Source organism: Streptomyces sp. NPDC043996, assembly GCF_056435225.1.
Genome location: NZ_JBWKEY010000008.1, coordinates 429,913 through 444,326, shown reverse-complemented (window position 1 = coordinate 444,326; position 14,414 = coordinate 429,913). Strand labels below are relative to the sequence as shown.

At 69.7% G+C, this 14,414-nt stretch carries 7 protein-coding genes and 1 pseudogene; 4 read left to right on the top strand and 4 right to left on the bottom strand.

The annotated features are described in order from the left end of the window. Positions 1–7 precede the first annotated feature (7 nt). The 3 genes and pseudogenes from AC07A4_RS23080 to AC07A4_RS23070 form a co-directional block, all read left to right on the top strand. Positions 8–4,990, top strand: a pseudogene (locus AC07A4_RS23080) (non-ribosomal peptide synthetase); the annotation flags it as partial. Positions 4,991–5,021: 31 nt separating this feature from the next. After that, a complete protein-coding gene (locus tag AC07A4_RS23075; RefSeq protein ID WP_478601623.1) occupies positions 5,022–5,744 on the top strand; it encodes a thioesterase II family protein in 723 nt (240 codons plus the stop codon). A 791-nt stretch (positions 5,745–6,535) separates the two neighbouring features. After that, positions 6,536–7,765 (top strand): cytochrome P450 family protein, encoded by a 1,230-nt coding sequence (locus AC07A4_RS23070; protein WP_478601621.1) that lies wholly within the window; start codon positions 6,536–6,538, stop codon positions 7,763–7,765. A 115-nt stretch (positions 7,766–7,880) separates the two neighbouring features. On the opposite strand, the gene AC07A4_RS23065 is transcribed toward AC07A4_RS23070, so the two are convergent. Beyond that, positions 7,881–9,155: an aminotransferase-like domain-containing protein gene (locus AC07A4_RS23065; RefSeq protein ID WP_478601619.1), complete on the bottom strand. Its 1,275-nt coding sequence runs from the start codon at positions 9,153–9,155 to the stop codon at positions 7,881–7,883. A 1,265-nt stretch (positions 9,156–10,420) separates the two neighbouring features. Between AC07A4_RS23065 and AC07A4_RS23060 the strand changes: the two genes are divergently transcribed. Continuing rightward, positions 10,421–11,344 (top strand): phytanoyl-CoA dioxygenase family protein, encoded by a 924-nt coding sequence (locus AC07A4_RS23060; RefSeq protein ID WP_478601617.1) that lies wholly within the window; start codon positions 10,421–10,423, stop codon positions 11,342–11,344. 168 nt (positions 11,345–11,512) lie between these two features. On the opposite strand, the gene AC07A4_RS23055 is transcribed toward AC07A4_RS23060, so the two are convergent. The 3 genes from AC07A4_RS23055 to AC07A4_RS23045 form a co-directional block, all read right to left on the bottom strand. Next, positions 11,513–12,355, bottom strand: coding sequence for a DUF4097 family beta strand repeat-containing protein (locus AC07A4_RS23055; protein WP_478601615.1), 843 nt, complete (start codon positions 12,353–12,355; stop codon positions 11,513–11,515). 74 nt (positions 12,356–12,429) lie between these two features. After that, a complete protein-coding gene (locus AC07A4_RS23050; RefSeq protein ID WP_478601613.1) occupies positions 12,430–12,942 on the bottom strand; it encodes a toxin-antitoxin system HicB family antitoxin in 513 nt (170 codons plus the stop codon). Positions 12,943–13,435: 493 nt separating this feature from the next. After that, the gene (locus AC07A4_RS23045; RefSeq protein ID WP_478601611.1) at positions 13,436–14,272 is read right to left on the bottom strand and encodes a putative nonproteinogenic amino acid hydroxylase; all 837 of its coding nucleotides are present in this window, start codon (positions 14,270–14,272) and stop codon (positions 13,436–13,438) included. Positions 14,273–14,414: the final 142 nt, after the last annotated feature.

Below are 14,414 nucleotides of genomic sequence, written 5' to 3'. Positions count from 1 at the left end.
AGCAGTGATTCCGCTTTCGTTCGCTCAACGTCGTATGTGGCTCACGCACCAGATGGAGGGTGGCGCTGAGACCTACAACATCTCCCCGGCGTTCAGGCTGACGGGACCCCTGGACCAGGACGCGCTCACCGCGGCGATCAACGACGTGGTCGAGCGGCACGAGATCCTGCGCACCACCTACGTGACGGACGCCAACGACGAGCCCCAGCCGCGCATCCGGCCGGTCGCCGAGGCGTCGGTCGAGGTGCCACTGGTCGAGGTGGCAGCGGAAGGACTGGACGCGGCGGTCGACGAGTTCATCGCGCACCGCTTCGACCTGGCCGCCGACCTCCCCTTCCGGGTGCGCCTTTTCCGCTGCGCCCCCGAGGAGCACGTCCTCGTGCTGCTCATCCACCACATCGCGTCGGACGGCGTGTCGGGCGGGCCGCTGGCACGGGACCTGACCGTCGCCTACACCGCCCGTCTGGACGGCGAGGCGCCCGGGTGGGAGCCGCTGCCCGTGCAGTACAAGGACTACGCGGCCTGGCAGCGCGAGCTGCTCGGTGACGTGACCGACCCGGGGAGCCTGGCCGCCGCGCAGGCCGAGTACTGGCGCACCCAGCTGGCCGGGGTGCCGCAGCCCCTGAACCTGCCGCTCGACCGCCCGCGCCCCGCGACCAGGAACTCGCAGGGCGACGCGATCAGCCTCACGGTGGAGCCGGAGGTGGCGGCCGGGCTGCAGAAGCTCGCCGACGAGCGCGGCATGACGATGTCGATGGTCGTCCAGGCGGCGCTCGGCGTGCTCCTGAACAAGCTCGGCGGCGGCGACGACGTCACGATCGGCAGCCCGATCGCCGGACGCACCGACGAGGCCCTCGCCGACCTGGTCGGGCTCTTCGTCAACACCCAGGTGCTGCGCGTCGACCTCTCCGGCAACCCGTCGTTCACCGACCTGCTCCCGCAGGTCAGGGACAAGTCCCTGGCCGCGTATGAGCACCAGGACGTGCCGTTCGAGACGCTGGTCGAGCTGATCAACCCCGACCGCTCCGCGTCGTACCAGCCGCTGTTCCAGGTGATGTTCGCCTGGCAGAGCTATGAGCGGCAGGACTTCGAACTGCCTGGCCTGAAGGTGCAGTTCGAGCAGTATCTGACGCAGACCTCGCTCGCCGACCTGTTCTTCAGCCTGGCCGACGACAAGTCGGGGCAGCTGCGCGGCGACCTGATGTACGCGACGCAGCTGTTCGACCGGGACACGGCCGAGGCCATCGCCGCCCGGTTCCTGCGGGTCCTGGAGCAGCTGGCCGCCGCGCCGAAGGCGCCGATCAGCACGGTCGAGGTCCTCGCGGAGGACGAGCGGGACTGGCTGGTGCGGGGTCTCAACGACACCGCGCGCCCTGTCGCGGCGAGCACGTTACCGGAGGCGTTCGAGGCGCAGGTGGCGCGGACGCCGGACGCGGTCGCGGTGATCGCCGAGGACGAGACGCTCACGTACGGGGAGTTCAACCGGCGCGCCAACCAGCTGGCGCACTGGCTGGTGGAGCAAGGGGCGGGCCCCGAGCAGCTGGTGGCGGTGCGCATCCCGCGCTCGGTGGATCTGCTGCTCGCGGTGTACGCGGTGGTCAAGGCCGGTGCGGCGTATGTGCCCATCGACATCGACCTGCCCGACGACCGGGTGCGGCACATCCTGGCGGGCGCGAAGCCGCTGCTGGTCCTGGAGAAGACCCTCCCGGACGTCTCCGCGTACCCGACGGGGAACCCGGAGCGGGAGCTGTCGCCGGACAACGCCGCGTACGCCATCTTCACGTCCGGTTCCACCGGCGGCCCCAAGGGTGTGCCGGTGGCGCACCGTTCGATCATGAACCGCATCCAGTGGGGCCTTGAGCACTTCAACGTCACGGTCGAGGACCGGATGCTGGTCAGCACCTCGGCGAGCTTCGACGCCTCGGTGCCGGAGATGTTCTCCAACCTCCAGATGGGCGCCTCCATCGTCGTCGCCCGCGCCGACGGCACGCGTGATCCCGCCTACCTGGCCGAGCTGATTCAGCGTCAGAAGGTGACCGGCGCGTTCTTCGTGCCGTCCCTCCTCGCCGCCTTCGTCGCCGAACCGGCGGCCAAGGAGTGCGCCACGCTGCGCTGGATCGAGGTCGCCGCCGAGGCGTTCCCGGCCGCCCTGGCCAACCGCTTCACCGAGCTCCTTCCGCACGCCTCCGCGAACAACCTCTACGGCCCCACCGAGGCCACCGTCGAGATCACCGGCTGGGAGCACGTGCCGGGCTCGGACCGGGTGCCGATCGGCACGCCGATCTGGAACAACCAGGTCTACGTCCTGGACGCGGCGCTGCGCCCGGTCGCACCCGGCGTGTTAGGCGAGCTGTACCTCGCGGGCACCTGCCTGGCGCGCGGCTACCTCGGCCAGACCGGCCTCACCTCGGAGCGCTTCGTCGCCTGCCCGTTCGGTGAGCCGGGCAAGCGGATGTACCGCACCGGCGACCTGGTGCGCTGGACGAAGGACGGCCAGGTCGAGTACATCGGCCGCACCGACTACCAGGTCAAGGTGCGCGGCTTCCGCATCGAGCTCGGCGAGATCGAGCACGCGCTGACGCAGCACGCCAGCGTCGCGCAGGCCGTCGTCGTGGTGCGCGAGGACCAGAAGGGCGACCAGCGCCTGGTGGGCTTCGTGGTGCCCGACCCGGACGCCGTGGTCGGCGACGCCGAGGCGCAGGTGGACGAGTGGCGCCACGTCTACGACGACGCCTACGCCGGTTCCGCGGAGGAGGCGTGGGGCGAGGACTTCCAGGAGTGGAAGTCGGTGTACGCCGGTGACCCGATCCCGCTGGAACAGCTCGGCCAGTGGCGGGACGCCGCGGCGGCGCAGGTCCTGCGGTTCGCGCCGCAGCGCGTCCTGGAGCTCGGCGTCGGCTCCGGCCTGCTCCTTTCGAAGGTCGTCGGTGAGGTCGATGAGTACTGGGGCACCGACATCTCGGACACGGTCGTGGACCGGGTCCGCGCCCAGGCCGAACAGGCCGGGTTCGGCGACCGGGTGACGCTGAGCGTCCAGGCCGCCGACGACTTCTCCGGGCTGCCCCAGGGCCGGTTCGACACCGTCGTGCTCAACTCGGTGGCCCAGTGCTTCCCGAACGTCGCGTACCTGGACCGGGTGCTGCGCCAGGCCATGGGCCTGCTCGCGCCGGGCGGCCGCGTCATCGTCGGCGACGTCCGCAACGCCGCGACCCTGCGCATCCTGACGGCCGCCGAGAAGCGCGTGACGCACCCGCACGCCGCGAACGACGAGATGCTGGCCCTTGTGGAGCAGTCGCTGCTCGCCGAGCGGGAGCTGGCCGTCGCCCCGGAGTGGTTCGCCGAGTGGGCGCGTGAGCACGCCGGTGGCGTGGACATCCGCTTGAAGGCGGGCGCCGCGCACAACGCGCTGACCCGCCACCGCTACGAGGTCGTCCTCCACAAGGACGCCGCCGACGTCCTCGACCTGTCCGGTGTGCCCACGGTGCCGTGGGGCGGTGACGTGTCCGACCTCGTCGGCCTCGGCGGGCGCCTGGCGAGCGGCCCGGTCCGCGTGAGCGGGATACCCAACGCGCGGCTCGTGGCGGAGGCCGCCGCGGCGACCGCCGCCGGCATCGTGAACGTCGACGCCCCCACGGCCACGCCCGTCGACCCCGAGGACCTCGCCGCCTGGGCGCGGGAGCGGGGCACGGACGCGGTGATCACCTGGTCGGGCCAGGCCGTGCACAGCTTCGACGCGGTCCTCCTGCCCGAGCGGCGGGCCGTCACCGGCACCTTCGTCACCAGCGCGTCCGCCGGGCGGACCCGGGCGAACAACCCCGCCCTCGCCAAGGCCATCGACCCGCTCCTCGTCGAGCTGCCCGAGTACCTGCGCGGGCAGCTGCCCGACTACATGGTCCCGGCGGCCGTGGTGGCGCTCTCCGAGCTGCCGCTGAACCCGGCCGGCAAGCTCGACCGCGGCGCGCTGCCGTCGGAGCACGCGAGCACGGTGAGCAGCGGGGCGCCGCGCAACTCGCACGAGGAGAAGCTGTGCGGCTTCTTCAGCGAGCTGCTCAGCCTGGAGACCGTCGGCATCGACGACGACTTCTTCGCGCTCGGCGGGCACTCCCTGCTCGCCACGCGCCTGAGCGCCCGCATCCGCAAGGAGTTCGACGTCGACATGCCGCTGCGGACGATCATCCAGTACCCGACGGTGGCCGAGCTGGGCGCGCTTGTGCTCTTCGGCGGCATCCCCGGGGACCACGGGGACTCGTTCGAGGTGGTCCTGCCGCTGAACCGGGACCCGGGCACGGGCAAGCCCCCGGTGTGGTTCTTCCACGGCGGCGGCGGCCTCGGCTGGGCGTACTTCACCTTCGCGCCCTACCTGGACCGCCCGGCGTACTCCCTGCAGTCCCGCGGCTCCAACGGCGTGGACCCGCTCGCGGGTTCGGTGGGGGAGATGGTCGAGGACTACCTGGAGCAGATCCTCAAGATCCAGCCGGAAGGCCCCTACCACCTGGTCGGCTGGTCCTTCGGCGGCCCGATCGCGCACGCCGTCGCGGCGGGTCTGGACCGCCGTGGCCACGAGGTCGAGCTGGTGGCCATCCTGGACTGCCAGCCGGCGAGCTCCGACCCGGAGAACGGCTTCAGACAGGTGGCCGACAGGACGCCGGAGCTCTACCGGGCGGACGTCGAGGAAGTCTTCGGCAAGTTCATGAACACCGGCAACATGGACAGCTTCCTGGACAACATGTCGAAGGTGGGGTCCAACAACCTCAACAAGATGGGCTCCTTCGAGTCGCCGGTCTACCGCGGTGACGTGCTGTACTTCAACGCGACGCTGGACAAGACCGACGGTGTCACGTCGTACGGCCCCGACTGGCGGCCGCACGTGCTCGGCACCATCGAGGAGTACGACGTGGAGGCGACGCACCACGACCTCCACATGCCCAAGCCCGCGGGCCAGATCATGAAGGTGATCGCCCGCAAGCTCAACGAACTTTCGAACGGATAACGGGGAGTTGGACAAGGTGACAGGAGGCGGCATGTCCGCGCAGGACCAGGGACAGACCACGCTGCTGTGCGTGCCGTTCGCGGGAGCGGGACCGTCGTTCTTCCACCCGTGGCGGGAGCTGTCCGGCGACCGCTGGAGCGTGGTCCCGGTCGAGCTGCCCGGCAGGGAGAAGCGGCTCCTCGAGACGCCGTACCGCAACGTCGTCGAGGCGGCCAAGACCGAGATCGACTCCATCGTGGCGAACCTCGGCAAGGGCGCGCGGGTGGTCCTGTTCGGGCACAGCCTGGGCGCGGTGCTCGCGTACGAGCTCGCGCACCTGCTGAGCGCGCGCGACGTGCACGTCGAGCGGCTGATCGTCAGCGGTTCGCCGGGGCCGTGGACGCAGCGAGAGAGGCGGGCGACGGGGCTCGAGGACGAGGAGTTCCTGGCCCGGGTCGAGGAGTTCGCGGGCTTCAGGCACGAGGCCCTCGACCACCCCGAGATGCGTGAGCTGATCCTGCCCACGCTGCAGGCCGACTGCGAGATGCACGAGAACTACGTCCCGAGCACCGACGAGCTGGTGTCGGTGCCGATCTGCTCGCTGCGGGGCGAGGACGACGGCCTGGTCACCGCGGAGGAGGCGCAGCAGTGGCGGGACGCGACCACGTCGGCTGAGTTCACCTATGTGGAGTTCCCGGGCGACCACATGTACCTGGTCGACCTCGGCCGGGAGGTCCTGGACGTGATCGAGGCGGAGCGCGCCCGCGGCCGCTAGCGCCGCGACCGCGTAGGTTCGCCGGGCCCCTGAGGCCCGTGGAGTGAGAGTCGAGAAGGGCATCCGCCACGGCGGATGCCCTTCTCGCGTTGGTGAGCGGGTGGGGTGCGCGGTGCGCGCTCGGCCGCCGAGGCGCTCAAGGCCCGTGTGGCGCCCGGGTGGTGCCGGTGTGGTGACCATGTGATGCCCGTATGGTGCCCGTGTGGTGCCCGATCGGGCAGTGCCGCGGAGTGCCTCGATCGGCACTCGCCGCGATGCCCCCGTGGCGTACTCGCTCGGTACGGTCCCGGGACGTATCCGGTGGCGATTTGCCCAAGAATCAGCCTATTTGAGAGTCGGGCGAACGACCCAAACCCTGCATATCGTGCCCAGGTCATGGCGCTGAGGGGTGATCGTCCCGGTGACGGGACATGGTCAACCTCGAGCGTTGATGCTCCGGCAAGTCTTGAATCTGCCAATCTGCTCTTGGCTAGCGCCCTAAGAACGGCCAAAATCGATGCGAAGCCGGGAAAGGCAAGGGGGCGCGACCGGGCAAGCGGGCTGAGTTCACTGCCCGAACGGGCCGACGGGGCTGACCGAAAGGGCACGCGCGGCCCGCGGCCACGCCGCCGACTCATCGGCGGCGTCGTTCCTGAGCCCGGCCCGCCCCCGCATGGCTTTCGTCCCGGAAAGAGGGCGAATTCCTTGATGCTCATGGTGACGGGACTGAAACTCCTGCGTTCTTGAGCCGCAATCAGATGAACCGACTTAGCTTGCCGACCCTTCGGCAAGGACATAAGGAGACGGCGAAAATGGCTGAGCCGATCGTTAGCCTGATCAATCCCGAATTCACCGACGACCCCATCTGTGCCTACGCGCGCCTGCGGGAGGAATCGCCGCTCGTTCGCGTCGGATATCCGGGTGGGCCACCGGTCTGGCTGGTCACGCGCAACGAGGAGATCAAGGAGGTCCTCAGCGACCCGCGGTTCGTGGTGAATTACGGCAACGTTCCCGGCCACCAGGGATTCAGCGTGGCGGACCAAATGGTCGCGGCCCTCGATCTGCCGGAAGAGTTCCGTGACTACGTCGCGGCGAACATGATGCTGCAGGACGGCGACTACCACGCCCGCCTGCGCCGCCTCGTCACGCCCGCGTTCACCGTGCGGCGCATGAAGGCGCTGCGGCCGCGCATCGAAGAGATATCCGCCCGGCTTCTCGAGGAGTTCGCCGCGAAGGGTTCGGGCGACCTGATCGAGGAGTACACCTCGCCGCTGACCGGCACCGTCATCTGCGAGCTCATCGGCATCGACGAGGCCGATCAGCCGCAGGTGCGCGAGTGGATGAACGACTACGCCAACGCCGACAACCTCGAAGCCAGTGCCCGGGGCATGTTCGAGTACATGAAGGGCCTCATCGAGCGGCGCCGGGCCGAGCCCAAGGACGACATGATCTCGACGCTGGTGCAGACCAGCGACGCGGACGACGACCGGCTCAGCGAGACCGAGATCATCTCGCTGGTGCTCCTCGTGGTGAACAACGGCCACCACTCCACGGCCCACTTCATCCCGAACGCCGTCCTGGCGCTCCTCGACAACCCGGACCAGCTGGCCCTGCTGCGCGCCAAGCCGGAGGCCCTGCCGCACGCCATGGCCGAACTGATGCGGATCGCCAACCCCGTCCCGGCCGCGGGACCGCGCTACGCCACCGAGGACCTGGAGTTCGCCGGGGTCGAGATCTGCAAGGGCGAGGCCCTGACGGGGTCCCTGCTGTCCGGCAACCACGACCCCCGGATCTTCTCCGACCCCGAGCGGTGCGACGTGGAGCGGGTGCTGAAGCCGGGCCAGAGCCACCTCGCCTACGGCGCGGGCCCGCACTACTGCACCGGCGCGGCGCTCGCCAACATCGAGGGCGAGATCGCCATCAAGCACCTGATGCTCGAGCGTGACACCCTGGAAGTCGCCGTGAGCCGTGACGCCCTGAAGTACACCGAGGCCACCCCCGGCGGGGCCCGGCTCCTGAACGAGTTCCCCGTGCGTCTGTGAGCCCCGCTCGCGGGCACTGACCACACCGGGCGGTCAGGGACCACACATGAGGGCGGCCCCCGAACACGATGTGTTCGGGGGCCGCCCTCATGTCACGCGCGGGGGACCGGCCGCCTCAGATCCGCGCGGCCCCGACGGGCCGCTTCTCGTGCTGGTCCTGGACGAGTTCGCCGAGGCGCTCGATGCCCAGGGCGACCTGCTCGGGAGTCAGCACGCTGAACGAGAGACGCGCCTGGTGGAACCCGGCCGTGCCCTCGTAGAAGTGGTGCATGGGGGTCCACAGGACGCCGAACTTGGAGGCCGAGTACTCGAGCATCTCGTCGTCCGCGAGGAACGGCAGCGTGACCACGACGAACATCCCGCCCTGCGGCGTGTTCCACGAGACGCCCGGCGGGGTGCCGGGACCCGGCGCGAAGACCGACCGCAGCCGGTCCAGGATCGTCGCCAGGTTCCGGCGGTAGACCTCGGCCTCGCGCGTGGTGGCGCGCACCAGGCTGCACTCGTTCTCGATGAGGTAGCCGCCGATCACCGCCTGCGCGACGGTCGAGGTGTTGAGCGTCAGCATGCTCTTCAGCTTGGCCAGGTGGTCGGCGAGGAGCACGGGGTCCGAAGCGGAGTCCCCGCCCGACGTCACGGGCTGGTCCGCGATGATGTAGCCCACGCGGGCCCCGGCGAAGGCGGACTTCGCGAAGGAGCCGAGGTGGATCACCTGACGGTGCTCGTCCAGGGTCTTGAGCAGGGGCAGGCGGGAATCGCCGGAGGGGAACAGCGAGTAGGGGTTGTCCTCGATGACGAGGATCCCCTCCCGGCGCGCCAGCTCCAGCAGGGCGACCCGGTCCGCGAGGGACATGCTCGCGCCGCTGGGGTTGGCGAAGTCCGGCACGACGTAACAGGCGCGCGGGCGGAGCCCCTCGCGCCGGGCCTGGGCGATCTGCCGCTCCAGGTCATCGAGGTCGATGCCGCCGTCGTGCTCCCGGACGGAGCGGAGGGGGGCGCCGGCCACCCGTGCCGCACCGATGAAGCCCACGTAGTTGGGCGTCGCGGCCAGGATGACATCGCGCGTGTCCCGCACCAGGGCGCGCAGCAGGAGCACCATCGCCTCCTGGCAGCCGGTGGTCACGACGATGCTCTCCGGGTCCACCGTCAGGCCCTCGTCGATCTGGAGCTGGCGCGCGATGAGCTCGTGGATGAATCCCTTGGTGCGGCCGTACTGGAAAAAGGTGCGCCGCACCTGCTCCTTGGGCAGGCCTATCTCATCCTGGAGATAGTCCTTGAACGTCGTGAGATAACGTGACAGGTCCTCGACCTCATGGAAGCCTTCGAACGGGCGCCCCGCCGAGAATGAGACAGCTTCTGGAAACCGTCCTGCCAGCTCGTTGAGCAACGTCATAGAAGTGAGGGCAGGATCGTCGACTGACTCGTGCAAATCGGAGATGCTCAGTCGCATGGGCCCTGGGTGTATGGACATAGTCGCGTGATCCTCATCCGCCAGACAACTCAGCCCTGAGCTGGTGTCGGTCATATAGGGCAGTTCCCCGCGAAGGTTGTCGTGGTGCGATGGCCCGCACGGGGACAGATCGGAGTCGGGCGGCATTGGTGGCCGCGTTGAACAGCGCCTGGTTGTGGCGCTCAAATGCTGCCTTGTCGGGGGCCCTCAGCAATATATGTCCCTGCCCTTGAGGCGTGAAGACCAGGGCTGCCGGGCACGTTAGGGGCCGTGGCGGAGAAACGACGGCAGTGTGCACCGGAGTTCCGTGCCCGAGTGACCCCGGCGGGCAAATGCCCAGCTGACCCCGCTCGATAGCGGGGCGGTCGCCCCGGACTTCGTACGCCACGACTTCCGCGCCCGGCATCGCGGTCTCCCGCGATGCGGCGAAATACCGCCGCCATGCCGAATAGACCGTGACCCTCGCGGCGACAGCGCGCGGTGTTTGGGGCCTTGATGGCCGGGGCGGCCTCGATGACGAACTCACGGCGCCGTAGGGGCCGCGCGAGAAAAGGCCCTCGCGCCGACAGTCCGTGCCGTGGCCCGATGCCTCGTACATCTCCGCGTCGGCAGGCCCCCGCCGCTGAACCGCCTTGTCCCGTACGGGTGTTCCCGCCTGCCCCAGGGGCCCCGGAACCGCGACAGGACAGGGCGTCCAAGTGCCCTGTCCTGTCGGCGGGACAGCTGTTTCCTCAGGGGCGCAAGCCTTGACGATGCCGTGACTCCCAGGCGTCCACGGGGTGTTGACCACATCGACAGAGAGCCTTGAGGCCCTTGGGACGTTGACACCCTCCGGCCCGAGCGGACAGAGTATTGGACTGTCGGCGGACAGAGTATTGGACTACTGGGGAACGGCGAGAAGGCCCGGAACGCGCCCGCGCAACGGCCGTCGTGACCCTGGACCGGCGCATCGCCCGAGGGCGGGCACGCAGGTCCACCCACGCAGACGAGCCACCGGAACCGTGGCCACGGCAGCGACCGTGGCGCGGTCCCGCTGTCCGACCAACCGCGGCCGCGCATCGTGGCGATGCCGCGTCGATCCCCTGGTTCAACCACCTCTACGTGTCCGGGGCTTGAACTCCAGGAGCTGGCAGACGGTACGCCGTGGCGGCTCCACGAACTCGTTCCGCACGGCAAGCAATACCTGACACCTGACTAGGAGCTGACGCATGACCACCATTGACGCTGGTGTCCTGGAGAAGGCCCAGGCGGAATACGCCGAGCAGGGCTTCTCCATCATCCGCAACGTCATTCCCCAGGATGTCCTGGAGGAGGTGCGCGCCCACGTCGAGTGGCTCACCCGCAAGTACCCGGACCTGCGCCCGGAGCACTTCCACCACCCGCTGATCCGCAACGACGCCTTCTGGGCCCGCCTGGTCTCCGACCCCCGCCTGGTGGACATCGCGGAGTTCTTCCTCGGCCCGGACCTGGCCTGCTTCACCGCCCACTACATCTGCAAGCCCCCGCGCGACGGCCAGCCCGTCCTGTGGCACCAGGACGGCGCCTACTGGACGCTGACCCCGATGAACGCCCTGACGGTGTGGCTCGCGGTCGACGAGAGCAAGACGGAGAACGGCTGCCTGCGGATGATCCCCGGCAGCCACGTGCTGCCGCTGCACAAGCCCTCGGTGCGCACGGACAGCGACAACATGCTGTTCTCCGCCTCCGACGAGAACCTGGTGCGGGAGTGGGCCGAGGAGCGCGGCGTCGTGCACATCGAGCTCGAGCCGGGTGACGTCTCGATCCACCACCCGAACCTGCTGCACTGCTCGGAGGCGAACACCTCCGCCAAGCGTCGCTGCGGCCTGGACATCGGCTACATCTCCACGTCCACGCGCACCCACGGCGAGGGCGTGTACCTCGACCCGCTGCTTGTCCGCGGCGGCGACAGCCAGGGCCTCAACAGCTACCGCCCGTTCCCCACCTACCAGGAGGGCGAAACGATTCCCTTCGCCGGGCAGGAGGAGTGGAACGAGAAGGTGGCCGTGCTCAACGCGGCCCTGCCGCGTTCGCGTGAGCTCTCCGAGGAGAGCCCGATCGAGACGACTCGTCACATGATCAGCCGTCTGCGCGAGGGCACCGTCAAGCGCTGACCGCACACCAAGCCGGCCGCTGGCGCGCCACCCAAGGGTGGTGCGCCAGCGGCCGGTTGTCGCTGTGCCCGTGAAAGAGGCGCCGGGCTAGCCGGTGCGGGCACGCCGAACTACCCCATGACGCCACGCTGTCATGGGGTGCGCGTGCTGGGGGGTGTCCGCCGGAGGTCAGGCCCTGGCGCGGCGGATGTCGATGCTGCCGACCCGGGTGCGGGCGCGGATCTTGACGGTGTTCTCGGCGGTCTGCGGGCTCTGGGACGCGGTGAGCGTGTTGTGCACCTGTCCCGAGTTCGAGTGGACGTCGAGCCAGGCGGCCGTGCCCTCGCGGACGGCGACGTCGATGGCGCCGTAGTTGGTCTCCACCGTGACGCTGCCGGAGGCCACTTCGCCGACGCGCACGGTGCCGTGGGCGGTGGCGGCGGTGACCGAGCCCTCGGCGCGCCGGATGTCGATGTCGCCGTTGGCGCCGCTCACCCGCAGATCGCCGGTCACGGCGTCCACGGTGGTGGAGCCGTGCGAGTTCTTGAGGATGGCGGGGCCGTCGACGAGGCCGACGCGCAGGCTGCCGGAGCTGGTGGTGATCTCGGCCAGGCCCTCCACCCGCTCCACGGAGATGGAGCCGTGCGAGGCCTTCAGCCGCAGCGGCCCCGTGGTGTCGAAGCGCACGTCCCCGGAGGAGGTCTTCAGGCGGACTTCGCCGAGCCGGCCCTCGCCGAGCACCTGGGCCCAGGCGCCGGTCATGTCGATGCGGGAGCCGGTGGGCAGCTGCACCGTGACGTCGACGGTGCCGGTGCGGCCGAACAGGTTGGGCTTGGGCGTCCTGAGGTTGAGCGCGCCGCTCGTGAACGTGACCTGGGTGTGGTCGGCCGTGCGCACGTCCAGATCCCGCTTCGGGTCGCGGGGCCGCACGTCGACGACCGTGTCGACGCGCTCGCTCGCGGTGAACTGGATGGAACCGGCCTCCACGTGCACCGTGGCCGAGATCGGTTCGGGAGTGTCGAAAGAAGGCATAGCTGCCCATCCTCTGGGTCTTTGGGACGTGCCCGCGGGTGGAGCGCGGTGTGGGTGGGGTGGCGGGGGCGTGGCTAGCGAACCCAGCCCGTGTAGCTCTGTCCGACGTTATGGGCCTGCTCCGTGGCGCGCGGCCTGCTGCCGCCGTCGACCGCGGCCGACACGGCGCGCACCAGCCACGCGTTGACCGAGAGGCCCTCGCGCGTCGCGGCTTCCTCGGCGCGGGCCTTGAGGTGGGCCGGGAGGCGCAGGTTGACCCGGGCGATGCCGCCCTCGTCCCCGTCGACCGGGGGCTTGAGGGGTTCTGCGGGCACGGTCGGCTCCGCGGTCACACCGCCGTCGGTGGGCGGTGGCGTCACCACGAAGTCGACATCGAGCCCGCGCAGCCGTACGTCGACGGAGCCGGGGGCGAGCTCGCGGGTGATCTCGTCCGTCGCGGAGGAGAGCACGTCGAGCATGGTGAGGCGGGTCGCCGACTCCAGGGGAGCGGTGAGCCTCTCGGCCAGGTCGCGGGCTTCGGCGCCGCCGGCTTCCGCAGCTACCGCGAGCTCGCGGCGTAGAGTTTCCACATACGGAGTGAGATCCATGATGCCATTATGGCATCACTCCGGCGCCATGTGCAAGCGAGAATGGCGCCTGGTGTCGTCCCGGATGTGTGTGATCGCGTCGGCCGTGAACTGCGCAAACGGCGAGGGGCGCGGCCTCGGTGGCCGTGGTGCCACCCGCACGCGTGTGATCTTGACGGCGTGGCAGGGGATCAGGCGATATCGGACGGCGTGCCGGGCTCGCCGGAGCGGCCGGGGTGAGGTCGCCGGGCGAAGGGCGGGGCTCGCCGGGAAACACGGGTAGGCCAGCCGCTGGATGCGCGCGGCTGGCCTGGCGTGAGCTGGAGGAACGTTTCAGCTAGGGGTCGGACCGTCCCGGTCCTGGAGGGAGAGGGGCGGCGGCGTACGAGGCGCTGGCGCTGACGCGCGCGCGGACGGGCAGGAAGGGATTCGGCGGTCTAGCGCGCCCGGCCCACGGCGAGGGGGACCGCGCGGCCCTGTCCGGGCCAGCGGTCCCGCGCCCGGCCGAGGCCCCTCACCAGTCGAAGGCCTCCCCGTCGCCGCGCTTCTCGACGCAGTACGTGCGGAAGGCCTGGGCCTTGGCGACCATGGCCTCGTCGCCGCTGCGCCGCGCCGCCTCGATGTACCAGTCGAACGCCGCGGTGGCGTGCACCTGCCGCTCGAAGTGGAGCGCGGCGAACTGACGGAAGTTCGCCCGCATGGTCTCCGGCGTGAAGTTCCGGCCGGACTCGATGAGCTTCTCCAGCTCCGCCTCGGTCACCTCGGGGCGGTCCATGACGCGGATCGGCTGGGTCGCGGGAATGTCGCCGCGGATCGCGAGGGGCTCCTCGGACTCCGCGAAGTCGAGGCAGAGCGAGAGCCGGGCGGTCTGGGCGGTGCTGCTCGCGGAGTGCGGGTCCGTCGAGTGGATCTTCCACACCTCGCCGCGGCGGATGTGGTAGACGGTGTCGTTCTCGGAGTGGAGGGATTCCTCGCTGGTGCGCAGCGGAACCTGTACGCGCAGGCCCGGCTTGGCCCACTCGAGGAAGTCCACGTGCGGCGAGATGATTCCGTCACGGAGGGCGAAGACGCGCACCCACTGCAGCCGCTCAAGCGGGAAGTGCTTGGTGACCAGGGACATGATGCCCGGCAGTTGCTTGCCAAGGTCGGTGAGGGTCAGACTGCCTTCGTGCGGCCGGAAGGCGACATCGGATTCGGCGCCGCTGCCATTGGCGAGCACATGGGACGACCAGGACCCGAAGGTAAAGGTGTCGTATTCGCCGCCGTATTCATGACGGTCGAGGATGTCCAACTCGGAATCCAGGTCGTACGAGTCGATGGGCAGCACCGCGAGCCGCTGCGACTTAAGCAAGGAAATCCCCTCCAATTACGTGGTGTTTCTTGACGCACCCGGTAAAGCTGCTGGGCGTTCCTCCCGATCGCCATCGTAACTCTTCGGAGATGCGATGGAAATGAAGTGGGCTCAGGGGACGTGCGCCCGTGGGTGGCCGAGA

Excerpts from the sequence above, each read along its gene's own strand:
- AC07A4_RS23075 (WP_478601623.1), top strand. The coding sequence starts at position 5,022 with ATGTCCGCGCAGGACCAGGGACAGACCACGCTGCTGTGCGTGCCGTTC.
- AC07A4_RS23070 (WP_478601621.1), top strand. The coding sequence starts at position 6,536 with ATGGCTGAGCCGATCGTTAGCCTGATCAATCCCGAATTCACCGACGAC.
- AC07A4_RS23065 (WP_478601619.1), bottom strand. The coding sequence starts at position 9,155 with ATGACGTTGCTCAACGAGCTGGCAGGACGGTTTCCAGAAGCTGTCTCA.
- AC07A4_RS23060 (WP_478601617.1), top strand. The coding sequence starts at position 10,421 with ATGACCACCATTGACGCTGGTGTCCTGGAGAAGGCCCAGGCGGAATAC.
- AC07A4_RS23055 (WP_478601615.1), bottom strand. The coding sequence starts at position 12,355 with ATGCCTTCTTTCGACACTCCCGAACCGATCTCGGCCACGGTGCACGTG.
- AC07A4_RS23050 (WP_478601613.1), bottom strand. The coding sequence starts at position 12,942 with ATGGATCTCACTCCGTATGTGGAAACTCTACGCCGCGAGCTCGCGGTA.